Origin of the sequence: Arthrobacter nitrophenolicus (assembly GCF_000332815.1) — a bacterium.
Taxonomy (GTDB): domain Bacteria; phylum Actinomycetota; class Actinomycetes; order Actinomycetales; family Micrococcaceae; genus Arthrobacter; species Arthrobacter nitrophenolicus.
Window position 1 is genome coordinate 1 of sequence record NZ_AOFD01000066.1, and the last position, 22,038, is coordinate 22,038.

At 66.3% G+C, this 22,038-nt stretch carries 19 protein-coding genes and 3 pseudogenes; 4 read left to right on the top strand and 18 right to left on the bottom strand.

Annotated elements, in window-relative coordinates; translation table 11 throughout:
• The 6 genes and pseudogenes from G205_RS17885 to G205_RS17910 all read right to left on the bottom strand — a co-directional run.
• The coding region (locus G205_RS17885; protein ID WP_009359238.1) for a biotin/lipoyl-containing protein at positions 1-526 on the bottom strand (526 nt) is incomplete at its 3' end.
• Positions 519-1,498: pseudogene (locus G205_RS17890) on the bottom strand (alpha-ketoacid dehydrogenase subunit beta). The pseudogene G205_RS17890 and the gene G205_RS17885, both read right to left, overlap by 8 nt.
• Positions 1,495-2,517 (bottom strand): pyruvate dehydrogenase (acetyl-transferring) E1 component subunit alpha, encoded by a 1,023-nt coding sequence (gene pdhA / locus G205_RS17895; RefSeq protein ID WP_009359239.1) that lies wholly within the window; start codon positions 2,515-2,517, stop codon positions 1,495-1,497. Before pdhA ends, G205_RS17890 begins: the two are co-directional and overlap by 4 nt.
• Positions 2,514-4,331, bottom strand: a complete 1,818-nt coding sequence (gene acsA, locus G205_RS17900; RefSeq protein WP_009359240.1) for an acetate--CoA ligase — start codon at positions 4,329-4,331, stop codon at positions 2,514-2,516. The genes pdhA and acsA overlap by 4 nt, the downstream gene beginning before the upstream one ends.
• Before the next feature lie 127 nt (positions 4,332-4,458).
• Positions 4,459-4,650 (bottom strand): VOC family protein, encoded by a 192-nt coding sequence (locus G205_RS17905; protein ID WP_009359241.1) that lies wholly within the window; start codon positions 4,648-4,650, stop codon positions 4,459-4,461.
• Positions 4,651-4,702: 52 nt separating this feature from the next.
• Positions 4,703-5,449, bottom strand: a complete 747-nt coding sequence (locus tag G205_RS17910; RefSeq protein ID WP_009359242.1) for a glucose 1-dehydrogenase — start codon at positions 5,447-5,449, stop codon at positions 4,703-4,705.
• A gap of 148 nt (positions 5,450-5,597) precedes the next feature.
• Here G205_RS17910 and G205_RS17915 point away from each other — a divergent pair, with 148 nt between their 5' ends.
• On the top strand, positions 5,598-5,915 hold the full coding sequence (locus tag G205_RS17915) for a hypothetical protein (RefSeq protein ID WP_235047068.1): 318 nt from the start codon (positions 5,598-5,600) through the stop codon (positions 5,913-5,915).
• Positions 5,916-5,925: 10 nt separating this feature from the next.
• Here the strand turns inward: G205_RS17915 and G205_RS17920 are convergent, their stop codons facing one another.
• The 5 genes and pseudogenes from G205_RS17920 to G205_RS17940 all read right to left on the bottom strand — a co-directional run bounded on the left by G205_RS17920 (position 5,926) and on the right by G205_RS17940 (position 11,445).
• Positions 5,926-6,417, bottom strand: coding sequence for an Hsp20/alpha crystallin family protein (locus G205_RS17920; RefSeq protein ID WP_009359244.1), 492 nt, complete (start codon positions 6,415-6,417; stop codon positions 5,926-5,928).
• 108 nt (positions 6,418-6,525) lie between these two features.
• The gene (locus G205_RS17925; RefSeq protein ID WP_009359245.1) at positions 6,526-7,530 is read right to left on the bottom strand and encodes a zinc-dependent alcohol dehydrogenase family protein; all 1,005 of its coding nucleotides are present in this window, start codon (positions 7,528-7,530) and stop codon (positions 6,526-6,528) included.
• Positions 7,531-7,596: 66 nt separating this feature from the next.
• Complete coding sequence (locus tag G205_RS17930; RefSeq protein WP_009359246.1) at positions 7,597-10,053, bottom strand: HAD-IC family P-type ATPase; 2,457 nt, start codon at positions 10,051-10,053, stop codon at positions 7,597-7,599.
• 15 nt (positions 10,054-10,068) lie between these two features.
• A pseudogene (locus G205_RS17935) lies at positions 10,069-10,934 on the bottom strand (universal stress protein).
• A 43-nt stretch (positions 10,935-10,977) separates the two neighbouring features.
• Positions 10,978-11,445, bottom strand: coding sequence for a pyridoxamine 5'-phosphate oxidase family protein (locus G205_RS17940; protein WP_009359248.1), 468 nt, complete (start codon positions 11,443-11,445; stop codon positions 10,978-10,980).
• 253 nt (positions 11,446-11,698) lie between these two features.
• On the opposite strand from G205_RS17940, the pseudogene G205_RS17945 reads away from it, so the two are divergent.
• Positions 11,699-13,383, top strand: a pseudogene (locus tag G205_RS17945) (GAF domain-containing sensor histidine kinase).
• A 25-nt stretch (positions 13,384-13,408) separates the two neighbouring features.
• Here the strand turns inward: G205_RS17945 and G205_RS17950 are convergent.
• Positions 13,409-14,032 (bottom strand): response regulator, encoded by a 624-nt coding sequence (locus tag G205_RS17950; RefSeq protein WP_009359249.1) that lies wholly within the window; start codon positions 14,030-14,032, stop codon positions 13,409-13,411.
• Between the two features lie 178 nt (positions 14,033-14,210).
• Positions 14,211-15,476: an alpha/beta hydrolase gene (locus tag G205_RS17955; protein WP_009359250.1), complete on the bottom strand. Its 1,266-nt coding sequence runs from the start codon at positions 15,474-15,476 to the stop codon at positions 14,211-14,213.
• A 182-nt stretch (positions 15,477-15,658) separates the two neighbouring features.
• On the opposite strand from G205_RS17955, the gene G205_RS17960 reads away from it, so the two are divergent.
• A complete protein-coding gene (locus G205_RS17960; RefSeq protein ID WP_009359251.1) occupies positions 15,659-16,135 on the top strand; it encodes a universal stress protein in 477 nt (158 codons plus the stop codon).
• Here the strand turns inward: G205_RS17960 and G205_RS17965 are convergent.
• Positions 16,129-16,656 carry a hemerythrin domain-containing protein gene (locus G205_RS17965; RefSeq protein ID WP_009359252.1) on the bottom strand — a complete coding sequence of 176 codons (528 nt, stop codon included), beginning with the start codon at positions 16,654-16,656 and terminating at the stop codon, positions 16,129-16,131. The two genes, G205_RS17960 and G205_RS17965, sit on opposite strands and share 7 nt — an antisense overlap.
• Positions 16,653-16,973, bottom strand: a complete 321-nt coding sequence (locus tag G205_RS17970) for a DUF3040 domain-containing protein (protein ID WP_009359253.1) — start codon at positions 16,971-16,973, stop codon at positions 16,653-16,655. Before G205_RS17970 ends, G205_RS17965 begins: the two co-directional genes overlap by 4 nt.
• 235 nt (positions 16,974-17,208) lie before the next feature.
• On the opposite strand from G205_RS17970, the gene G205_RS17975 reads away from it, so the two are divergent.
• Positions 17,209-17,823, top strand: coding sequence for a hypothetical protein (locus G205_RS17975; RefSeq protein WP_235047070.1), 615 nt, complete (start codon positions 17,209-17,211; stop codon positions 17,821-17,823).
• 45 nt (positions 17,824-17,868) lie between these two features.
• Here the strand turns inward: G205_RS17975 and G205_RS17980 are convergent, their stop codons facing one another.
• Genes G205_RS17980 through G205_RS17990 form a run of 3 tightly spaced genes read right to left on the bottom strand, consistent with a single transcriptional unit; the run spans position 17,869 to position 21,911 of the window.
• Positions 17,869-18,339 carry a pyridoxamine 5'-phosphate oxidase family protein gene (locus tag G205_RS17980; RefSeq protein ID WP_009359255.1) on the bottom strand — a complete coding sequence of 157 codons (471 nt, stop codon included), beginning with the start codon at positions 18,337-18,339 and terminating at the stop codon, positions 17,869-17,871.
• Positions 18,336-21,173, bottom strand: a complete 2,838-nt coding sequence (locus G205_RS17985; protein WP_009359256.1) for an HAD-IC family P-type ATPase — start codon at positions 21,171-21,173, stop codon at positions 18,336-18,338. Before G205_RS17985 ends, G205_RS17980 begins: the two co-directional genes overlap by 4 nt.
• Before the next feature lie 36 nt (positions 21,174-21,209).
• Positions 21,210-21,911: a polysaccharide deacetylase family protein gene (locus G205_RS17990; protein ID WP_268743686.1), complete on the bottom strand. Its 702-nt coding sequence runs from the start codon at positions 21,909-21,911 to the stop codon at positions 21,210-21,212.
• Positions 21,912-22,038 lie beyond the last annotated feature (127 nt).

Consider the following 22,038-nt stretch of genomic DNA (forward strand, 5'->3'; position numbering starts at 1 on the left):
GCCCCGGCCCGCGGCCGGAGGAAGCCGCGTCCGGCACCCGGTCCGGGGCCGGTGCTGAAGGAACGGGCATCCTGGTGGGGGACGCTGCGGCGGCGCGTTCGACGTCGGCACGCGTCACCGCACCGTTCCTGCCGCTCCCGTGGAGCGACCCGACGTCGACCCCCAGCGAGTGCGCCAGGTGCCGTACGGGGGGCGGAAGCTTTGCATCCCGGTCAGCGGGAGCCCGGCCACTGGGAGCCTCGTCAGCGGAAGTCCGGTCACTGGCGGGTCGTCCGGAGGGCAGCTGCGCGGGCGTGGCGGTGATCCGGGCGATGGGCGTCCCCACATCCACCGTGTCGCCGATCTCCACGAGGAACTCGGCAACGACGCCTTCCTCAAAGGACTCAATGTCCATCACGGTCTTGTCCGTGTCCACCGCGGCAATGAGATCGCCTTTGCGGACATAGTCGCCGGGCCTGACCAGCCACTCCACCACCTTGCCGTGCTCCATGTCAGCGCCCAGGGACGGCATCCGGAACTCAGCCACGGGTACCCGCAGCTGCCCTTGCTGCAGCCACCACCCGTTCCACCGACGGCAGCGCGGCGAGCTCCATGTGCTTGGCATACGGTACGGGCACCTCCTCGCTGCAGACCCGCTGTACCGGGGCGTCCAGGTCGAAGAACGCGTGTTCGCTGATCCGGGCTGCTATCTCAGCCGAGATGCTGCCGCTGCGCCAGCCCTCGTCCACCACCACTGCCCGGTGCGTCCTGCCGACGCTGCCAAGGATGGTTGCGTCGTCGAGCGGCCGCAGGTCCGCAGGTCGATGACCTCCGCGTCGATGCCTTCCCCTGCCAGCTGGTCAGCGGCTTCAAGCACGGCCGGAAGGGTGCCGCCGTACGTGATGAGCGTGACGCCGGTGCCCGGGCGCCGGATGGCGGCCGTGCCGATGTCCACCGGACCGGCGTCGTCCGCCAGCTCCCCGGCCACGTTGTACAGGGATCCGTGCTCAAAAATCAGGACCGGGTCCGGGTCTTCCAGCGCGGTCCAGAGCATGCCGCGGGCGTCGGCCAGCGTGGCGGGGGTGAGGATCCGCAGGCCGGGGATATGCGCATACCAGCCTTCCAGGCTGTGTGAGTGCTGCGCGCCGAGCTGGCGTCCGGCTCCGGTGGTCATCCGGATGACGAGCGGCACGTTGAACTGTCCGCCGGACATGTGCAGGAGCGTCGCTGCGTTGTTGACGATCTGGTCCAGCGCCAGGAGGCTGAAATTGACCGTCATGATTTCGACGACGGGCCGCATCCCGCCCAGCGCGGCCCCGATGCCGGCGCCCACGAAACCCGACTCGGACAGCGGCGTATCGCGGATGCGTTCCGGCCCGAATTCCTCCAGCAGGCCAAGGCTGACGGCGAAGCCCCCGCCGTAGCGGCCCACATCCTCGCCCATCAGGAAGACCCGCCCGTCGCGTTCCAGGGCGTCGCGGAGGGCCGCGCGCAGGGCCTCCCGATACGTGGTCTTCATCCTGCTGCCCTGCCTGCCTGGTCCGCGCCGGGCGTCCTGTCGCTGTACACGAACCGGGTCAGCTCCTCCACCGGTTCCAGGGTTCCTGCCTCGGCGAACTCGACGCCGGCTGCCATTTCCGCGTCAACGTCCGCCTGCAGGGTTTCCCAGGTTTCCGCGGGCAGTTGGCCCGCAGCGTCCATGGAATCCTTGAGCAGACGGATGGGATCGCGTTCCATCCAGCGGGCCACCTCGGCTTTCTCCCGGTAGAGCTCCGGATCGAACATTGAGTGCGCGCGGAACCGGTAGGTGCGGAGCTCGAGGAAATGCGGCCCGCCGCCGGACCGGACGGCGTCAACGGCGCGTCGGGCAGCCTCCTCGACGGCGAAGACGTCCATCCCGTCCACGGCCCAGGCGGGAATCTCGTAGCCGGCGGCTTTGAGCGCGATGTCCGTTTGCGACTCCGAGCGGGCCAACGCTGTGCCCATGGCATAGAGGTTGTTCTCGCAGCAGAACAGGACGGGCAGCTGCCACAGGGCTGCCAGGTTCAGGCTTTCGTGGAATTCGCCCTCGGCCACCGCACCTTCGCCGAAGAAGCAGGCTGTCACCCGGTGCCGGCCACTCATTTTGTCAGCCAGCGCCAGTCCGACGGCGAGGGGCAGCCCGCCGGCGACGATCGCATTTCCGCCGTAGAACCGGGTAGCGGCATCAAAGAGGTGCATCGAGCCGCCCCGGCCGCGGCAGCATCCTTCAAGCCGGCCGTACATCTCGGCAAGGATGGCCCCGGCGGAGACCCGCAGGAGCGCGTGGCCGTGTTCCCGGTAGGTGGCCACCACGCAGTCCTCCGCTGCCAGCGGTTCAAGGACGCCGGCGGCCACGGCCTCCTCTCCGATGTACACATGCAGGAACCCGCGGATCCTCGCGGCACTGTACAGTTCCACGCACTTTTCCTCGAGCCGGCGGATACGCAGCATCTGGCGCAGGAGGTGGCTGGCGTGGTCGGCGTCGGCGGGGCCCTGGCTGGCGCGCACTGCGGTCATGGCCGTTGCTCCGGGGCCTGCTCCAGGGTGGAGAGATCGCCCTCGGGCAGCCCGAGCTCGCGGGATTTGAGGAGCCGGCGGAGGATTTTTCCGCTGCGTGTCCTGGGCAGGGACGGGGTGAAATCGAGCAGCCGGGGAGCGACGGCGGCGCCCAGCCTCTTGCGGGCAAACCCAATAATGTCCAGGCGAAGTTCCTCCGACTGTCCATACCCCTGCCGGAGCTCCACGAATGCCTTGACCAGTTGGCCGGCCACCGGGTCAGGAACGCCAATGACCCCTGCCTCCGCCACGGCGGGGTGCTCCATCAGGCAGCTTTCCACCTCGAAGGGCCCGATCAGGTGGCCTGAAGACTTGATAACGTCGTCCCCGCGGCCCACGAACCAGTAGTAGCCGTCGGCGTCACGCCGGGCGAGGTCTCCGGTCAGGTACCAGCCCCCGGCGAAACAGCGACGGTAGCGTTCTTCCTCATTCAGGTACCCCCTGAACATCGACGGCCAGCCGGGGCGCAGCGCCAGTTCACCGATGGAGTCCGGGTCGTTGACCAGCAAGGCCTCACCGTCACGGAGCAGCGGTTTTCCGTCGGCGTCCCGCGCCACGAGTCCTGCCTCGATCCCGGGCAAGGGCCGGCCCATGGAGCCGGGGCGGATCGGCATCGCCGGGTAGTTGGCGATCATGATTCCGCCGGTCTCGGTTTGCCACCAGTTGTCGTGGACCGGCAGGCCCAGGACGTCCTGGCCCCACATGACAACCTCCGGATTCAGCGGCTCGCCCACGCTTGCCACGAACCGAAGTGCAGAAAGGTCATGCCCGGCCGCCTTGTCCGGACCCGCCTTCATCAACATACGCAGGGCGGTGGGGGCCGTGTACCAGACGGTCACCCGTTGTTCGGCAAGGATCCGGTACCAGCGTTCCGCGTCCAGTTCTTCCTCATCCACGACGACGGTGACACCGTGCACCAGCGGGGCGATGATGCCGTAGGACATGCCGGTCACCCAGCCCGGATCCGCGGTGCACCAGTAGATGTCATCCGGATGGAGGTCAAGGGCAAAGCGGCCGGTGGCGTAGTGGGCAGTGACGGCGTCATGGACATGGACGGCGCCTTTGGGCGTGCCGGTCGTGCCGCTCGTGAAATGCAGGAGGGCCATGTCGTCCGGCCGGGTCACTTCGATGTCCCGCAGAGGGACGGCAGCCGCCATGAGTTCTGCAAGGTCCAGGGTTTCCGGTTCCGGCGTCCCGTCCGCGTCAACCAGGAGGACCACGTGGAGGTCGGGGAGGCTGTCCCTGAGTGGTGCCACCTTTTTGCGGTAAAGCGCCCTGGTGGTCACCAGGACGCGTGCTGCTCCAAGGTGGAGCCGCTGCCGCACCGGCTCGGGGCCGAAGGCGGAGAACAGCGGGCAGAAGACGCTGCCGTTCTTGAAGGTCCCCAGCACTGCCGCATAGAGGTCGGGGCACCTGCCCAGCAGGGAGAAGACGCGCTCGCCGCGCCGGATGCCAAGCTCCCGGAGGACGGTGGCAAATTTACCTGACTGGCCGGCGAGTTCCAGGTAGGTCAGCGACTGCACGCCGCTGTCGGCCCGGATGAAGCGGAGCGCTTCCCGTCCGCCCTGTCCACGGACCACATGGCGGTCAACGGCTTCATACGCCATGTTCAGCCCCTGGCCCCCGGGCAGCCCGGACAGCTCATTCCGGGCCTGGTCCCATGAAAAGGTTCGTCGGGTTGCCTCGTAGTCGGCGAGGTTTGGCCGCACTGCGAAGGATCCGGTGTCCTTGGTGATCGTGGGCCAGCGGGTGGGACCTGCGGTTCCAGTCCTCATCGTCCCATCAGACTCCTTGTGTGGGCGCGGAGGATAGGGTCATAGGTCCCTGCGCTTCCCTGCCCGTCCCGGGGGACAGGCCGGATAATAGTGGCCCGGCGAGGGGCGCCGTTTGTGGCCACCGGGATCACGATACCGCGGGCGACGAGTCCTGCCAGAGGCCGATGATATTCCCCTCCGTGTCCTGGAAATAGGCGTTCCAGCCAAGACCAGGCACCTCAAGCTTGCCGCGCACCGTCTTGCCGCCCGACTGCACTATGTGCTCCAGCGCCGCGTCAATGTTGTCCACCGCGATGGTGATCAGCGGAAACTTGAGCACGTCCCCGCGCCGGAAGATTAGTACTCTCGGACCAGGGCCGATCTTCCGCGGCTTAGCCTGCCTCGGGAGGGGTGACGGTACCCGCAGTGTCGCCACCGTCGATGACGAACTCGGCTCCGGTGACAAACGAAGACTCGTTGGACGCGAGGTAGAGAACCAGGCTGGCGACTTCACCCGGATGCCCCATCCTGCCGATCGCAACGCGGCTCATATCCGTCTCCACCCCGGCCGTCATTGGTGTGGAAATGACCCCGGGATGAACGGAATTGGCCCTGATCCCGTAGCGACCAAGATCGAGGGCGACACTCTTTGTCAATCCCCGCACTCCGAACTTCGACGCGGTGTAACCAGGAATCTGCTCATACCCCCGCAGGCCGGCAATCGAGGAGATATTGATGATTGATCCTCCCTTTGATTGCTTAAGGGCTGGTATCGATGCCTTGATCCCATTGAAGGTTCCGGTGAGGTTGACGGCGATGACCGCGTTCCATTGATCCAGGGTGTAGTCCTCGATGGACGCGAAATTTACGATCCCGGCATTGTTCACGAGGATGTTCAGGCCGCCAAAAGCCTCGACGGCGGCTTTCACCGCGGCCTCCCACTCCTGCGGGCTTGTCACGTCCAGATGGACGTAGAGGGCGCCGGAGCCCAGGCGTTCAGCGGTTTCCTTTCCTTCACCGTCCAGGACGTCGGCTATGACCACCCGGGCTCCTTCGCCGTGCAGCCTGGCGGCCACGGCGGCCCCAATACCGCGGGCGCCCCCGGTGACGAGGGCTACTTTGTCGATGACTCGTTCCATTGAGTGGTTCCTCCTTGTGATTGCAGCATCAGACCTGGTGCGGGGCCGGTTGCCAAGCCCGGTGTGGACAGGACCTTGTCCTCTCCCGGAAAGCCAAAAAGCTGCTTAGCGTGGATGGAAGAAGGCTGCCGCCAGGGAAGGAGACGCCTTGCGTTGGGATCTGGGGTTGACGGGGATTGCGTTCCTTGCGGCCATGTCCCTGGCATTCGGCGGTGTGGCCCATCTCATCGTCGGGAAGAGGGCGTGGCGCTGGACGTGGCTGCTCGGCGCAGCCGGCTACTTCCTTGGCGGCGTGCTGGTCAGCGAAGTGTGGTTTGGGTGGGCCACGGAAGTGGAACTGCAGCCCAACATTGACGGCCTGTCCTTCGACGAGGTCCAGCTCGTGACCTTGTTCGGAATTGTTGTTGCCGTAGTGCTCAGGTTCGTGGTGCGCCGGAAAGCCCCTCCTCCGCCACCGTCGTATTAGATGGTTGTTTTCAGGGGTGACCGGTCCTGGAAGGGCTTATGGCCTGGACCCGGCCAGGCCATAATCGCCCTTCAGCAGCTAGGCCCGGCTGATGGGGATCTTCGACGAGGTGGACTGTTTGGCCTGGTCGGGCAGGGGGGGCGCGGACCTCGAGAACGCCGTCCTTGTAGGACGCGCTCACGTCACTTTCCTGGACACCGTCGGGCAGCGGGATCCGCCGGACAAAGGACCCGTACCGGAACTCCGAACGATACGTGTCCTTTTCCTTCTGTTCCTTCTTTTCCTCCCGCTTGGCCTTGATCACCAGGGCCCCTTGGGACACCGTCACGTCGACGTCCTTGTCCGGGTCGATGCCTGGCAACTCGGCCCTGACCACCACTGTGTTGCCCTCCACCATCTCCTCCACGCGAATCGCCGAGGCACCCATCTCGCTGTCAAAGAGCCGCTCGAACATGTCGAGGGGGGAGCGGCGGGTATCGAACCACTTCATCAGGTCAGTCATGTCTGCCTCCTGTTGGGTTGGGCCGGGCCGTGGAATGGCCGGCACCTCCACCATCCGCCGGGTGCGCGCCGGGTTCCAGAGCCAAAAGTCCTGACTCCGGCAACGGCGTCAGGACGGGCCGATTTTCAGGACCGCGGAGCCTGTCACCCTGTCCGCGGCAAGATCCGCCAGCGCCCTGTCCGCCGCGTCGAACGGGTAGACCGTCACGGTGGGTGCCAGCGGGATCCGGGCCGCCAGCGCGAGGAATTCCCGGCCGTCTGCGCGGGTATTGGCGGTCACGCTGCGGATTTGCCGTTCATAAAAGAGTTCGGACGCGTAATCCAGAGCGGGTATGGCGCTGAGGTGGATGCCCGCGATAGCGAGGGTTCCTCCACGGTCCAGGGCACGGAGTGCCACCGGCACCAGGTCACCCACAGGGGCAAACAGGATCGCGGCGTCAAGAGGCTCTGGCGGGACATCATAGGCATCGCCCACGAAGACCGCCCCAAGGTCCCGGGCAAGCGAACGCGCCTCCTGTGAGCGGGTCATGACGTATACGCGCGTGCCCTGGAACATTGCCAGCTGTGCGGTCAGGTGGGCCGAACTGCCAAAGCCGTAAATGCCCAGCCGGCCCCCAGGCGGAACGCTGGCCCGCTTCAGCGCGCGATAGCCGATAATGCCTGAACAGAGCAGCGGGGCCGCCTGTTCATCGGTAAAGACGGGCGGAATCGGGTAGGCAAAACTTTGGGATACTGTGAGCTGCTCGGCGTAGCCGCCATCCTTGTCCCAGCCAGTAAAGACGGGGGAGGAACACAGGTTCTCGTCGCCGCGGAGGCAGTAGGCACATTCGCCGCAGACCCCGCCAAGCCAGGCAACCCCCACCCTGTCGCCGGTCCGGTATTCCGAGTTGGCCGCCGCCTCGACGACGAAGCCCACGGCCTCATGCCCGGGCACAACGCGGGGGTGGCGGGGTGCGAGGTCTCCTTCGGCGAGATGCAGGTCGGTCCGGCAGATACCGCAGACGTTGACCTGGAGCAGGATTTCATCGGCTCCGGGAGCCGGGCTGCTTCGATCGCCCAGCACCAGGGGATGGTTGGCCACCGGACCTGGCCGGTCCACCCACCATGCGCGCACGTTCTCCTCCTTCCGGATACCCCCTTCACCCTCGCACCACCGGCGGCACGCAACCAGAGCCGAAGGTCACTCCCGATGCGTCCGCACGGACGGTATGCGCCCCCGCTGGTGGTGTTTCACCCCTTCGACGGCCAGGCTTCCCGTGACTGCCGCCAGGAGGCTGGCCGCCAGGAGGTCCGGGGCGGGCCAGTCAAGCCTGAAGAACTCCACCGCAAGCGGCACGGTGAACAACAGGGCAAGGCCGCCGTACATGCCGGCCAGAATGAGGAACTTCGGCCGGTTGAGCGGGCGGGAAACGGAGACCAGGATCCAGGCTGCAATGAGGCTGAGGGTGAGAGTGGAGGCGGTTTGGACGGCCGCCGTACTGTGTCCGCCGGTTGCGGAAGCGTAGATACTGACGGCCATCACACTGGCGGCGACGCCGACTCCGGCGGGGACAGCAAAGGCCAGGGAACGCTTGAGGAATCCAGGCTCATAACGCTGGCCGGACGGCTGCAGGGCGAGGAAGAACGCGGGCAGGCCTATGGTCAGCCCGTCGATGGCGGAGAGCTGGCGTGGCAGGAACGGGAACGGCAACAGCATGATCCCGGTCGTCAGCGCAATGACTGTTGAATACATGGTCTTGCTCAGGAAGACCATGGACACCCGTTCGATGTTGCTGATGGCCCTGCGGCCCTCGGCAACAATGGCCGGCAGCCTGTCGAAACGGCCATCGAGCAGCACCAGCCTGGCCACGGCCTTGGTTGCGGGGGAGGCCGAGTCCATGGCGATACCCAGGTCGGCTTCCTTCAGTGCCAGGACGTCGTTGACCCCGTCGCCCGTCATGGCCACCGTATGTGCGCGGCGCTTCAGGGCCCGGATCATGTCCTGCTTCTGGGCCGGGGTGACGCTGCCGAAGACGTCGTGGGTCTCCACAACCTGCTCGAGCAGGTCCGGATCCGCGGGCAGTTTCCGTGCGTCGTAGGCCGCGCCCGTTCCGAATCCCACCTTGCCCGCGAGGACACCCACGGTCCGGGGATCGTCACCGGAGATGATCTTCACGGTGACCCCCTGCTGCCGGAAGAAGTCCAGTGTCCTGGGTGCGTCCTTCCGCAGGTTTTCATGAAAGGTCAGCAGCAGTGCCGGTGTCGTGTGGCCGGGCACCCCGGCCGTTCCGGTGCCGGCACCTGGAAGGCGCCAGGGATTATGGACAAGTGCCAGGGTCCGCAAACCGGAAGATGCCAGCGCGGCTGCCCGGCGGTGTGCTTCCCTGGAACCGGCTGATTGACCACCCAGGAGTGCATCGGGTGCCCCCAGGATCCACGTCCCGGCGGCGCCGGATGCCGGTCCGAAGGTCACCGAACTCCACTTTTGTGCGGCAGTAAATGGGACAGAGGACACCTCCGGCAGGGCATTCGACGCCGGAAAGGCTTCACCGATGGCGGCGGCCGTGCTGCTGGTGCCGGCGTTGGCGCCGAACCATTCCAGGGCCGCCCTCCATCCCTCGGCCGGTCCGGCGCCCCCGTCATGGACGGCGTCGAAGGCAACGGAACCGGACGACAGCGTCCCGGTTTTATCAAGGCACAGGACGTCCACCCTTGCCAGCACCTCCACCGCGGCGAGTTCCTGGACGAGCACCTTCTGGCGCGCAAGCCGCAGCCCGCCAACGGCAAAGGCCACGCTGGTGAGCAGCAGCAGGCCCAGGGGGATCATGGCCAGGACACCGGCAACAGCCGCCACTGCCGTCACCGTCCACCGTCCCGGGTCCTGCATACCCGCCCAGCCCCCGTGGGTCTGCACCTGCGCATTGATGACGAGCAGCGCCGTGGGGAGCAACAGCCACGAGACGACGGTGAAGACCCGCTCCAGCCCCCTCCGTATCTCCGACGTCACCAGGGAGAAGCGCCTTGCTTCGGAAGTAAGCCGGTAGGCGAACGTTTCCTCTCCCACTTTGACGACACGGGCCACGCCACCGCCGGCCAGTATCAGGGTCCCGGCCAGCAGCCTGTCGCCGGGATGTTTCCCCACGGGCTCGGATTCTCCGGTCAGGAAGGACTCGTCCACCTCAAGGTAGTCATCGTCAACGAGCTGCAGGTCTGCGGTGACCTGGTCCCCGGCGCCCAGCACAACAAGATCGTCGGGAACCAGGCCTGCCGCCGGAATCTCCTGCCTGACCCCGTCCCGCAGGACCCGGCTCCTCGCGGCATGCAGGACAGCCAGCTGGTCCAGCGAGCGCTTCGCACGGTACTCCTGCACGATACCGATGACGGAATTGCCCACTGCCGACAAGCCAAACAACGCATCGCGCCATTGATCCAGGACGAACAGGAGCAGGAAACTGCACGCCACGATGCCGTTGAACAGCGTCAGGACATTGGCCCGGATAATCTGCCAGACTGTGCGGCTGGCGGCAAACGGCACGCTGTTGACACGGCCCGCCCTGGTCCGCTCCAGGACCTCGGCAGAGGAAAGCCCCCCGGGTCCGGGGTGGGAACCCCGGGCAGGGCCGGCAGCCAGCGGGCGCTTGCCTCCAGCGTCGGACATGGCCTCCTACTGGATCTACTGCTTGTGTTCGGATTTCCGCAGGTGCGTGATGATGGTGGCGCAGGGCGGCCGGGTCAGCACGGCATGGGCGGTGGATCCCAGAAGGAGCCGTCCAACGCTGCCCCTGCCCCGGCTGCCCAGCACCAGGAGCCTGGCGTTCGAGCGGCCTGGATCAGCGCATCCGCCGGTTCCAGGACGGTCTCCAAAACCCCGTGCACCACGATGTCCGGGTACTCCTGCCTGAGCCCTGCCACAGTTTCGGACAGGACAACCTGTTCCTCCTCCAGCACATGGGCGGCAAACCTGCTGGACGGAAGCCCAGCCTTGATCCAGCGGTTGGGGCCGGTAAATGCATAGAGGACTGTCAGTTCCTCGCCCAACGCATCCGCCTCGGCCGCGGCGAATGCCACCGCCTGGGTGGACTCCTGGGATCCGTCGACACCGACCACGACGCCGCGCCCGCCTTCCTGCCCCGGCCCGATCACCGCGACCGGCGACTCCGCCACGGCAGCGGCCTGCAGCGCCCTGTCCGTCAGTGCGCCGCGTGCGTGGCCGCTGGAACCCAGGACCAGCATGGACGCGTTCTTCGAATAATCGCCCAGTGAAGCTCCAATCGCCCCCTCAAGCAGTTCGAGCGAAACCTGCAGCCCCGGCTGCATTTCGTGCACGCGTTCCCCGACTTCCTTGAGCATGTCAAGGCCCGACTGGCGCAGGACGTCAACGTAGGGGAGGGCTTCCCCTACCATCCACCGGTCATCCAGGACATGCAGGACAACCAGGGGAACTTTGTGCTTCTTTGCCCGGGCAGCCGCCCAGGCCACGGCAGCGTTGGAGGCCGAAGATTCGGTGATGCCGACGGCGATCGGCTTGCCTGTTTCCATGATGGATCACTTTCTGGCGTTGATTTGGCGGCGGATGGGGGAATCAGGCAGTTTCGCCAGTTGCTGCGTCGAGGGGCGGCCACCAGTGCGTAGGTGGTGCGATCACAAACCGCCGGCCGCTGATGTCCGCGGGAGTTATGCGGATGAGGATGTTCTTCTGACCCGGCTGCCATGGGGACAGGCCGGCGTCCATGGCGTCCAGGACTTCCTCGGTGTCCGTGACAATGGCAGCCTGTCCCTTCACCACAACGCTCCAGGCGATGGTGCCGTACTGGTTCATGCCGTCAGTTTCCACGGCCACCACTGTCCGGCCGGGAAGCGAACCGAGTTTGGACCCTTCGCCGGTACGGATCAGCAGGGTTCCGTTGGTGGGGACGTAGTTGGCCGGGAAGATTTCCACCGTTTGGCCGCTGGTGAATGCGACCCGGCAGAGGGAAGTGGAGCGGAGGTACCTCCAGCAGTCGTGGACTCCCAGGTTCTCGATTTCAGGTTTGGCTGCAGCTGTATCCATGGCCGTAGCCTAGGTCGCGGAACCGGTCCGGGATAGGGAAGAAGGTCCTGCCGAATCAACCGGCCTGTCAGCACCTTCCGGCGGCGGCCCGGCGGGCTGTATCCGGCCGCCACCTGATCTTCTACACTGGTCCCATATATCCCTTCTTGACACAGGAGGGACTGTTCTTCCCGGCGGCGCCGCGCGCTCTACCGGTCTTTTCGATGGGCAAGGGCTGCGACGAGGCAGCTGTTCGCCGCAGGAGGTAAGGGACATGAGCAATGACCGGCCCTGGCAGTCCCCGATCAAGGAAAGAGCGGAGGACCTTCTCCGCGAGTTCGTTGCCCGCGCGGATGAGCTGCTGGATACCCAGGAACGGATCAACGGCCTGCTCGGGGCGGTGGTGGCGCTTGCGGAGGACCTCAGCCTGGAAGCTGTGCTGGACCGCGTGGTGCAGTCCGCCTGCGTTCTGGTTGGGGCAAGGTACGGCGCCCTGGGAGTCATCGGGGAAGACCGCAAGCTGAGCCACTTCATCACGGTGGGGATCGATGAGGAGGGCATCAGGTCCATCGGGGACCTGCCCACGGGCCACGGCGTCCTGGGGCTCCTGATCCGCGAGCCAACGCCGCTGCGGCTGCATGACCTCGGCCAGCATCCCATTGCATCAGGCTTTCCCTCGAACCACCCTCCATGAAGACTTTCCTGGGGGTCCCGGTGCGGGTCAGGGACGAGGTTTTTGGCAACCTCTACCTTACGGAGAAGAACGGCGGCCAGGATTTCACGCCCGAGGATGAAGACCTTGCGGTCGCGTTGGCCGCAGCCGCCGGGGTGGCGATCCAAAACGCACGCCTCTTCGAAGACAGCAAGCGCCGCCAGAAGTGGCTGGAGGCAGGGATGGAGCTCAGCACCCGCCTCATCATGGCCTCCCATGCGGCCGATGAAGCTGCCTTGGACCTCGTCCTGGAAACCGCTTTGGAAGTTTCCGGTTCCTCCCTTGCGGTGGTGGTGGCGGGCCCGGCCGGTGAGGGGGTCCTGAGGTGCAGGGCGTCGCTTGGGGCCCAGAGCCTCCAGGCGGGCCAGGAGCTCAAGGCGTCCGAAGTGGTTGCCAAAGTCCTCGAAACGGGTGAGGCCCTGGTGGCCCGGGACCCGCACGAGGTCTTCGACGAAGAGGTCACGGAAAAACTGGGACCGGTCCTGGTCTGTGCCCTCGGCCATCCAGGCAGTGCCAACGGCGCCCTGCTGCTTGCCCGTCCCAGGGGATCAACGGTCTACGCCCAATCGGACATCGACTCCAGCGCGCTCTTCGGGAGCAGAATCGGCCTGGCACTTGACTTGGCGCGGGTCAACGCCCTCCGCGAACAGAACCTGCTGTTCACTGACCGGGAACGCATCGCCCGGGACCTGCACGACCTCGTGATCCAGCGCCTCTTCGCAGCCGGCCTGAGCATCCAGAGCCTGCGGCGCTACACCCTCGATCCCGTCGCCAACGACCGCATTGCAGCTGTCACCTCGGAACTGGATGACACCATCCGGAAATTGCGGGACACCATCTACTCCCTCCGGACGGGCGAGGAGGAGCGGGAGCCCCTCACCGGCCGGATCCTGCGGATCATCCGGGACAATTCGCTCAGCTACCCTGTGAACCCCGCAGTGTCCCTCATCGGGCCGGTGGATTCGGTGCGGGAGGATCTTGCCGCGCACCTGCTGCCCGTCCTTACCGAGGGCCTGAGCAACGCGTTGAGGCATTCCGGGGCCGGCGCGATCGATGTTGCGGTGACCGTCACGCCGGACCAGGTCCAGCTGGTCATCAGCGACAACGGCCAGGGTTTCGAGGAGCCGGACAAGACGAGCGGACTGGCGAATATGCGGCGCCGGGCCGGGCTGCTGGGCGGCACCTGTTCCATTGAAAGTGCCCCCGGCGAGGGCACCCGGGTGACGTGGTGTGTCTCCCGCACCTGACCGCAGATTGCCACAGTACTAGCGCTTAGGACGCGTCCGAAATGTTCCGGGTGACATAGACCGCGGCCTGGGTCCGCCGTTCAAACCCCAGCTTCGCGAGGATCGAGGAGACGTAGTTCTTCACGGTCTTTTCCGCCAGGAACAGGTCATCCCCTATTTGCCGGTTCGTCAGGCCCTGCCCGATCAGGGCCAGGACTTTCTTCTCCTGCGCGCTGAGGGCCTCCAGGCGGGGGTCTGTCGGCGCATTGGACAGGCCTGCCATGACCCGCTGCTCCACCCCCGGTTCAAAGAGTGACTCACCTGCTGCAGCCCTGCGGATTCCGCTGAGGAGGTCATCGCTCCTGATCTGCTTGAGGATGTAGCCCGAGGCCCCGGCGAGGACCGCGCCGCGAAGTGCCTGCTCGTCGTCGTAGCTTGTCAGGATCAGGCAGCGCAGGCGGGGATCAAGGGAACGCACGTCGCGGCATACCTCAATGCCGGTGCCGTCCGGAAGGCGCCCGTCCAGGATGGCGATGTCCGGGTGCAGGGCGGGTATCCGGCGCGTGGCCTCGGCCGCCGACCCGCTTTCGCCCACCACAAGGAAGCCCTCCCCTTCGAGCAGATCCTTGAGTCCCTGCCTGACGAGTTCGTGGTCATCGAGGATGAACACCCGGACAGGTCCTTGGGGTTCCGGACTGTTTCCCGGCCCCGTCTCTTCCCTTTGCACGCTGCACTCCCAATTGTTCCGGCCCCCAGCCTGCACCTTCTGTGCGGGGCAGCCCTCCCGGAAGGGGCTGATCCCATTCTTTCCTGTACCGGCCACCTCTGGAAGGGACCAAAGTCCAGTCCTATCCCGCGGCGCCTGACAATGGCCGCACCCTGGTCAGCATGACGTCCATGAAGACGTCCTGGTTGTCGGCGCTGCCCAGGCCGTGTCCGCCGTCGAGCCAGACCAGCTCCTTGTGTGGCGCTGCCAGCATGGTGTAATACTCCTCGACCAGGGGTGCCATCGCGTTGACGTCATACCGGCCGACGAAGAAGAACACCGGTATGTCCAGGACCGGAGCGTCTTTGACGAAGTCCAGGTGCTCCAGTTGGGGATATACGGCGTTGAAGGAGTTGACCAGTCCGCGGGTGTGGTTGATCTTGTCGATGTAGCCGTACTCCGGGACAAAGAACGGGATGACCGGCACGATGAGGGAGTAGCGGGGCGTCCCCATGATGTCGTTGAGCACGTCGAGGTAGTCGACGTAAGGGGCCACTAAGTTGTCCCCGCCATAAGGGGGTGGACCGTTGCGGCGCAACTTCTCCGCGCTTCCGGTATCGCCCTGCTCCTCAAGGTGCCGCAGGGCGCGTTCGTAACCCAGGCGGTCGTTTTCGACGGTGTTCACCATCTGGCCGCTGCTGATAAACGCGTGATAGAGCTCTGGATGCTCCTGGACCAGCCAGATGCCGACGATGCTGGACCACGAGACCCCGTAGAGGTAGATCCTTTCCTGGTTGAACCGGTTGCGCAGCAGTTCCGTGAGGGCAGCGGCGTCCGCCACGAACCGCTCCCTGTCCAGCTCCTCAAACGGCACGGCGCCGTAGGACTTGCCCGTCCCCGGCTCGTCCCAGCTGACCACGGTGAAGTGCTCCTCCAGAGTCCGGAACTCCATCGCGTTGAAGAACCCGCCGCCGCCCGGGCCTCCCATCCCCAGGTTGAGGAGCACGGGGTTGGCCGTGTCGTGTCCGCGGATGGTGACCCACTGCCGCGTGCCGTTCAGCTCAACTTCCTCCATGCTGGCTATGCTGCCGGGCAGTGGCCGTCCGTCCCGGTCCAGGATGGGAGGCGTCGCAGCGAAGGCCTGCGACGCGGCCACGGCCGCTGCCGCGAGCAGCGCCGTGGCTGCGAGGCCATAGAGCTTGTCCTTCGCCTTCTGCCGGCGGAGGACGATCCAGGCGACGGCGGCCAGGCAGGCCAGGAGCAGCGCAAGCCACAGCGGGAGCGGCACCGCCGTGGTCAGCGGCAGGAGCAGTACCGGCAAAGACAGGACGACGGCGGCCACCAGCGCCAGGGCCGTGGTCAAGGTGGCAGACCGGCGGGATGCCGGGCCAACCCGTTGAGCATCCATGCTTACTCCTCGAAGAGAACGTTGATCTCCTCAGCCTGCGGCCGGGAGCAGCGCGGCTGTAGGGGCGAAAGTCATCCTGTACGGGTATGCGGGCCAGGTCGGGGCGGTGACCTTCGGCCCTACCCGGGCAAGCCTGGCCTGCGCCAGTCTGGGGGAGAAGCGTCATAAAGGATGGGAAGCTGATGACTGCAACCGAGGGGCCCAGGATCATTGCCGGGGTGGATGGATCCGAGGCGTCCGTTGAGGCGCTGCGCGTTGCGGCCACACTGGCGGAACCACTCGGAGCCACAGTGGAAGCGTGGGCCTGCTGGGATGTCCCGGCCGGGTACGGGGTGTACTTGGCGGTAAGTATTGAAGGTTTCAAATATGCCGCCGAACAAGTGTTGCAGCAGGCGCTCACTGATGCTTTTGGTGACGAGCGGCCCTCCCGGGTCCGCCCGCGGCTGGTGCGTGGCAAACCCGGCCACCTGCTGATTGACGGGAGCCGGAGCGCCCTGCTCCTCGTTGTCGGACGTCGCGGGCACGGAGGCTTCGTACCCGGGTCGGTGAGCTCCGCGTGCGTGAGCCATGCACACTGTCCCGTCCTGGTGGTGCACACACCGGAGACGGCCACTGCCCGGGGGGCGGAAAAGCAAGCCGCAGCCGATGCTCCTCAGTGATGGCCGGCGTCGTGCGCGTGCCCGTGTCCGTGGCGGACGGCGGACTCTCCCGTCAGCTCGTGGAGTCCCTCCACCGACCCGGCAAGCGACAGTCCTGGTGATTCAGCGATGAACGGCAGCAGGAGGCGGTTCTCCTTGTCCAGGTGGAGGGCGAAGATCCGCTGGATGAGGCTTCCGGCAATGGCGGCCTGAACACCGGTGGCTGTCCGCAGTTCGTCCACCAGTTCCACGATGACCCGGTGCTCCGCGAGCATCCCTTCCACCAGGAGCTTTCCCTCCGGCAGTGCTCGCGGCCCCTCATACAGCAGGCCCTCCTCCGCAAGGGCGTGGGGCACCAGGTCGCTGTCGCACCAGTCGAGCAGCGCGGCCTGTGCCCTTTCCCCGGCGGGGGAGTCACCCGCCTCGAGGGCCTCCACCAGGAGGCCAACCAGCCCGTTGAGCTGTTTCAGCATGTCAGCGTGGTGGGTTTCGACATCCTGGAGTGCCCTGGCTTCGACGGCGGCATCCTTGGCTGTATTCATTGCTCGGCGTTCCGTTCCTCGTGATCTTTACGGTGGCCTGGACGTCTGCTGACCCAACGGATGTTCCGGCTGGTCCAGTAGCCGGCGGCACACATGATGCCGAATCCGATGATGCCCAGGAGCGGAACCTGCAACAGCTGGCCGGTCACCAGGATGAGCAGCCCGGCCAGGATCGCTGCCGCTCCGCTGCGAAGGTGCCTCCTGCCGGGAGCGGTAAACGCATCGCTGCCCAGCAGCAGGGCAAGTTTCGGATCGTCCAGCTCCAGCCGGCTGCTGATCCTGTCGAGTTCCCGTTTCTCGAATTCCGAGAGTGCCACGGCGGTCTCCAAGCTTGTGCGTTGTCAGCCGAACACGGCCTGGCGTGCAGGCCGGTTCCCTTCCATCATCGGCCGGAGGGCAAGGGGCGGCAGAGCCATTGGTCCCAACTTGGCCGTAAGGTATCCGGCGCCGGCCGGGGCTTTTGGCACTTGTTGGGCCGGGCGGATGGGGCAACCCTTGGAGAACCGGAAGCACGAGCTCCGGCTGGCGACGTACGCCTTCCGAGGAGGTTCCGTGAAGTCCCGCGTGAACGCGTTCCTGGTCCGCTGGGTGGGATGGGTGACGTTGGGTGAGAGCCTGGGTTTTCTTGGCCCGGTAGTTGCCCAGCTCACCGCGGCCGCGTTCCTGCCGGACGGAATGCTGCTGCTGGTGCTTGGCGGGGTTGTGGAAGGTGCCGTCCTGGGCTGGTTCCAGGCGCACGTGCTCCGCGGCCGGCTTCCGGCCGTTTCCGTCCGCCGGTGGGTGGGCCTCACTGCGCTGGCAGCTGCGATTGCCTGGACACTGGGGCTGTTCCCGGCCGCCACCGATGCCTGGCAGGAATGGCCCGCGGCCGCACAGATCGGCGGCGCGTCCGTGGCAGGAGTCCTCCTGCTGGGGTCAATCGGGTTTGCCCAGTGGATTGAGTTGCGCAGGCACGTGGCGGGAGCCTGGCGGTGGATAGCCGGAAGTGCTGCAGCCTGGGCTGCGGGCCTGGCAGTTTTCTTTGCCGTGTCCACCCCGCTCTGGCAGCCGGGGCAGGAACAGTGGCTTGTGGCGGCGATCGGTGTTGTGGCGGCAGTCCTGATGGCGTTCACCATGGCCGTGATCAGCGGGGTGGTCCTGATGCGGATCCTTCCGGACCGGCCGTGATGGCATCCCGGACAAAGATTGTCCGGCGGGCGGAAGCTGCGGCGTTTACTCGAATCCGGCCCGCGTGACGTCGTCCAGCGTGGTGTGCCACATCATGGGCGCTGTCAAGGAAAAACGCCGGCCGGTCACGGACTCGGGCACTATCCGGACGAGGTGTTCCTGCCCTACGCCCTGCCAAGGAAACAGCCCGCGCCGGATCTCGTCCAGCGCCGCCCCGGTCGGCTGGGTTTCAACCGCTTTCCCCTTGACCACCACGCTCCAGGCCAGGCCGAACTGCGCGCTCACCGCATCCGCCTCCAGGGCAACGGTGGAATCGGACTGGATAGCCTGTTGCTTGGTTCCACCGCCAGTCCTGAAGATCAATGTCTGATCCTCCACTTTGAAGTTGACGGGGAAGACATCAGGGTGGCCGTCCACGATGACGGCCAGCCTGCCCACCGTCGTCTCCGCCAGGAGTGTCCAGCACTCTTCGGGATCGAGTATCTCTGCCTCAGGCACGTTGTTCTTGTCGCTCATGTGGCCCAGCGTAGGCCGTTTTCCCGGCCGCAGACAGGGCCCAAAGGCCCGGAGGCTGCGTCGCCACGGCTTCGTCTAGAAGCCTGTTCGCCGGAAGCGCTTGTCCACGGCAACAACCAGGGAGGCAAGCAGCGCGATGCCGAGGATCCGCAGCCAGGTTTCAGGTTGATGGGGGCGGTATGGAAGAGCCCGTTCATCAGCGGAGAGTAGGTGATGGCAAGCTGGCCCGCCATCTGGAGAACCACGCCCAGTACGATCCACGGATTGGCAAAAACCCCCACCCGCCACGCCGGCCTTGTCAGGGAACGGCAGCTGAACAGGTAGAACAGCTCCACCGCAACGAAGAGGTTGACCGCCGCCGTCCTGGCTTCTGCCAGGGACGCGCCGCCGGCGAGCTCGAGCTCGAAAATCCACCACGTACCGGCAACCAGGAGGACCGAAACCAGGATGATGCGCACGGTCAGCACCCAGGTGAGAAGCGGCCGGTCGGGCTTCCTGGGCGGCCGGGACATGATGCCGGGTTCTTTCGGCTCGAACGCGAGCATCAGGCCCAGTGCCACGGCGGTGGTCATGTTGATCCAGAGGATCTGCGTGGGCAGGATGGGAAGCGTTCCGCCGATCAGGATGGCTACCAGGATCACCAGGCCCTCGCCCATGTTCGTGGGCAAGGTCCAGACGATGAACTTGGTCAGGTTGTCAAAGACGTTCCGGCCTTCTTCGACAGCGGCTTCGATCGTGGCGAAGTCGTCGTCCGTGAGGACGATGTCCGCGGCTTCCTTGGCCGCCTCCGTTCCCGAACGGCCCATGGAGACGCCGACGTCGGCCTGGCGCAAGGCGGGCGCGTCATTGACGCCGTCGCCGGTCATCGCCACCACATGGCCCCTGGACTGGAGCGCCCCAATCAGGCGCAGTTTCTGCTCAGGAGACACGCGTGCGAAGACGTTCGTCTGCTCCACCGCGTCCGGCAGCTGGTGTTCCGGAATGGCGTCCAGCAAGGAACCCGTCAGGGCCCGGCTGCCTTCCCCGCTGGTCCGCAGGCCGACGGCGTCGGCAATGGAGAGCGCCGTGCCCACATGATCGCCGGTGATCATCTTCACCCCCACCCCTGCGTCATGGCAGGCCCGCACGGACGCCGCCGCCGCGTTCCTCGGCGGATCAAGCATTGCCTGGAGCCCGGTGAGGGTAAGGCGGCCCTCCAGGACTTCTTCCGCGAGCGGACCGGCGTCCTTCGGGAGGTGCATCATTGCGGTGGCAAGCACGCGCAGGCCGGTACGGGTCAGGCCATGCACCGCCTCCAGGACTTCCTGCCGGCGGATTGGAGCCGGCCTGCCGCTGGGGTCCAGCTGGGTGCCGCAAAGCTCGAGCACCCGCTCCACGGCCCCCTTGACCAATACTGTCCCGCCCTGGCCCGGAAGGGCGGGGGAGTGGAGGGTCGCCATGTATTGCCGTTCGGAGGTGAACGGCAGGGTTCCGCGGCGGGGGTTTGCCGCCAGGAATTCCGCGACGTCGATGCCGCCCTTGCCGGCCACCACCAGCATCGCCGCCTCGGTGGGGTCGCCCTGGGCCTGCCACAGCTGCCCGTCAAGGACGATTTTGGCGTCGTTGCAGGCGCCTCCAGCCAGGAGGGACCAGTAGAGTGCTGCGTCCTGCGTTGACTCCGGCTCCACGGCGGCCCCTTCGGGCGCGCCTTTCCCCGCTGCGGAGATCCGGCCTGCAGGACCGTAGCCGGAACCGGAGACGTCGTAGCTGGCGGAGGGGGTCCACAGAGCCCGCACCGTCATCTGGTTCTCCGTGAATGTACCGGTCTTGTCGGAGCAGATCACCGTGGTGCTGCCGAGGGTTTCCACCACGGGCAGGCGGCGCACTACCGCCCGCCGCCTGGCCATCCGGCGGACACCAATGGCAAGCGTTACCGTAACGGCGGCCGGCAAGCCTTCGGGGATGGCCCCCACTGCGAGCGCGACGGCGGCGGTGAAGGTTTCCGCCGGCTGCTGGCCGCGCACCACCCCCGCCGCGAACGCCAGCGCGGCGAGGGCCAGGATGGCAACCGTGAGCGTCGAACTGAACCGGGCAAGCTTCCTGGTCAGCGGGGTGGCCACGGTCTGTACCGCCCCCATGAGCCGGTGGATTTCGCCGAGCTCAGTTTCACCGCCGATGGCGACGACGATGCCCTCGCCGGTGCCTGCGGTCACCAGGGTCCCGCTGTAGACCATGTTCCGCCGGTCGGCCACGGGGGTGCCTACCGGCAGCACCACCTCGTCCTTGGACACCGCTTCGGATTCCCCGGTGAGGGCGGACTCATCAACCCGCAGGCCGGAGAGGCGGACAAGGCGCAGGTCCGCCGGCACTTTGTCCCCCGCTTCGAGGAGTACCAGGTCCCCCGGGACGAGGTCCTCGGACGGTATCTCCTGCCTCTGCCCGTCCCGCAACACCACCGCGGCGGTCCGTACCAGCGAATGGAGGGCATCCAGCGCCGCTTCCGCGCGGGTTTCCTGGACAAAGCCGATGAGCGTATTGACGAGCACCACGGCCAGGATCACGCCGGAATCCAGGTATTCGCCCAGGACACCCGTGACGGCGGCTGCGGCCAGCAGCACGTAGACCAGGGGATTGTTGAACTGGCGCAGCAGCTTGCGCCACATCCCTCCCCGTTTGGACCGGGGAAGCATGTTGGCGCCAAACTGCGAGCGCCGCCGCGACACCTGGCCGGGGCCGAGGCCCTTGGTGATATCCGTTTCAAGAAGGAGCACCACTTCGTGCACGGGCAGGGTGTGGTGGTCCGAAACCGGAGCGGCCTTCCTGCCCGCAGAGTTGGCCTGCCTGGCTCTTTCCATGGTTCCCTTCTTCGGGGTCCCGCCGGGTCTTTGGACTTACTGCGCAAGCAACGCGTCGAGGGTGGCAAAGCCGTAACCGGCCGCGCTGATGCGGTCGATCACCTGCGGCAAGGCGTCGGCATCGAGGGTGCTGCGGTCGTCGGGGTTGGAGCCAATATGCATGAGGACAATTTCGCCCGGCTGCAGGGCAGCCATGACCCGGTCGGAGACGATCTGGGCGCTGATGCCCCCGCTGGTGCCCTTCCAGCCAAGCGTGTCCACCGACCATCGGACGGCTGCATAGCCCAGATCGTTGACCGCCTCGATGGTCCGGGCATCCCGTTCACCGAAAGGAAAGCGGAACAACGGCCTCGGGTCGGCGCCGGCGGCCAGGATTGCTTCCTCGGCCCCGCGCACCTGCTGCACGATCTGTGCGTCACTGAGTCCGGTGAAACCGGGATGGGTCATGGAGTGGTTGCCCACGCGGTGCCCTGCGGAGACAATCTGCCGGACGCCGTCCGGATTGTTCGCGGCCCAGTTCCCAGTGAGGAAGAATGTTCCGGCCACTCCTTTGGCTGACAGCGCCGACAGGATCTTCGGCAGGCCTGCCGCGTTGGCCCCGGCGTCAAACGTCAGCGCCACGGTGTTCCCGGCGCCGGGAACAGCTGTCAGGTCCTGGTTGCGCAGCCCTGCAGGGAACGGGTCCTGCGGCGGAACGGTGCCCGGGGCAGGTGGTGTAGTAGCAGGTACGGGAGGCACGGTCACCGGCGGTTGCACCGGAGTCTGTCCTGCCTCCGGGGTCTCGGTCCCGGCTGGCGCAGGGGGGCGGCGGCGTGGCAGAAGGGCTGGACGGCGTGGGGGAGGCGGCGCTGCTGGTGGCCGCGCT

Excerpts from the sequence above, each read along its gene's own strand:
- G205_RS17910 (WP_009359242.1), bottom strand. The coding sequence starts at position 5,449 with ATGGAACGAGTCATCGACAAAGTAGCCCTCGTCACCGGGGGCGCCCGC.
- G205_RS17980 (WP_009359255.1), bottom strand. The coding sequence starts at position 18,339 with ATGAGCGACAAGAACAACGTGCCTGAGGCAGAGATACTCGATCCCGAA.
- acsA (WP_009359240.1), bottom strand. The coding sequence starts at position 4,331 with ATGAGGACTGGAACCGCAGGTCCCACCCGCTGGCCCACGATCACCAAG.
- G205_RS17930 (WP_009359246.1), bottom strand. The coding sequence starts at position 10,053 with ATGTCCGACGCTGGAGGCAAGCGCCCGCTGGCTGCCGGCCCTGCCCGG.
- G205_RS17940 (WP_009359248.1), bottom strand. The coding sequence starts at position 11,445 with ATGGATACAGCTGCAGCCAAACCTGAAATCGAGAACCTGGGAGTCCAC.
- G205_RS17960 (WP_009359251.1), top strand. The coding sequence starts at position 15,659 with ATGACTGCAACCGAGGGGCCCAGGATCATTGCCGGGGTGGATGGATCC.
- G205_RS17955 (WP_009359250.1), bottom strand. The coding sequence starts at position 15,476 with ATGGATGCTCAACGGGTTGGCCCGGCATCCCGCCGGTCTGCCACCTTG.
- G205_RS17985 (WP_009359256.1), bottom strand. The coding sequence starts at position 21,173 with ATGGAAAGAGCCAGGCAGGCCAACTCTGCGGGCAGGAAGGCCGCTCCG.
- G205_RS17920 (WP_009359244.1), bottom strand. The coding sequence starts at position 6,417 with ATGACTGACCTGATGAAGTGGTTCGATACCCGCCGCTCCCCCCTCGAC.
- pdhA (WP_009359239.1), bottom strand. The coding sequence starts at position 2,517 with ATGACCGCAGTGCGCGCCAGCCAGGGCCCCGCCGACGCCGACCACGCC.
- G205_RS17965 (WP_009359252.1), bottom strand. The coding sequence starts at position 16,656 with ATGAATACAGCCAAGGATGCCGCCGTCGAAGCCAGGGCACTCCAGGAT.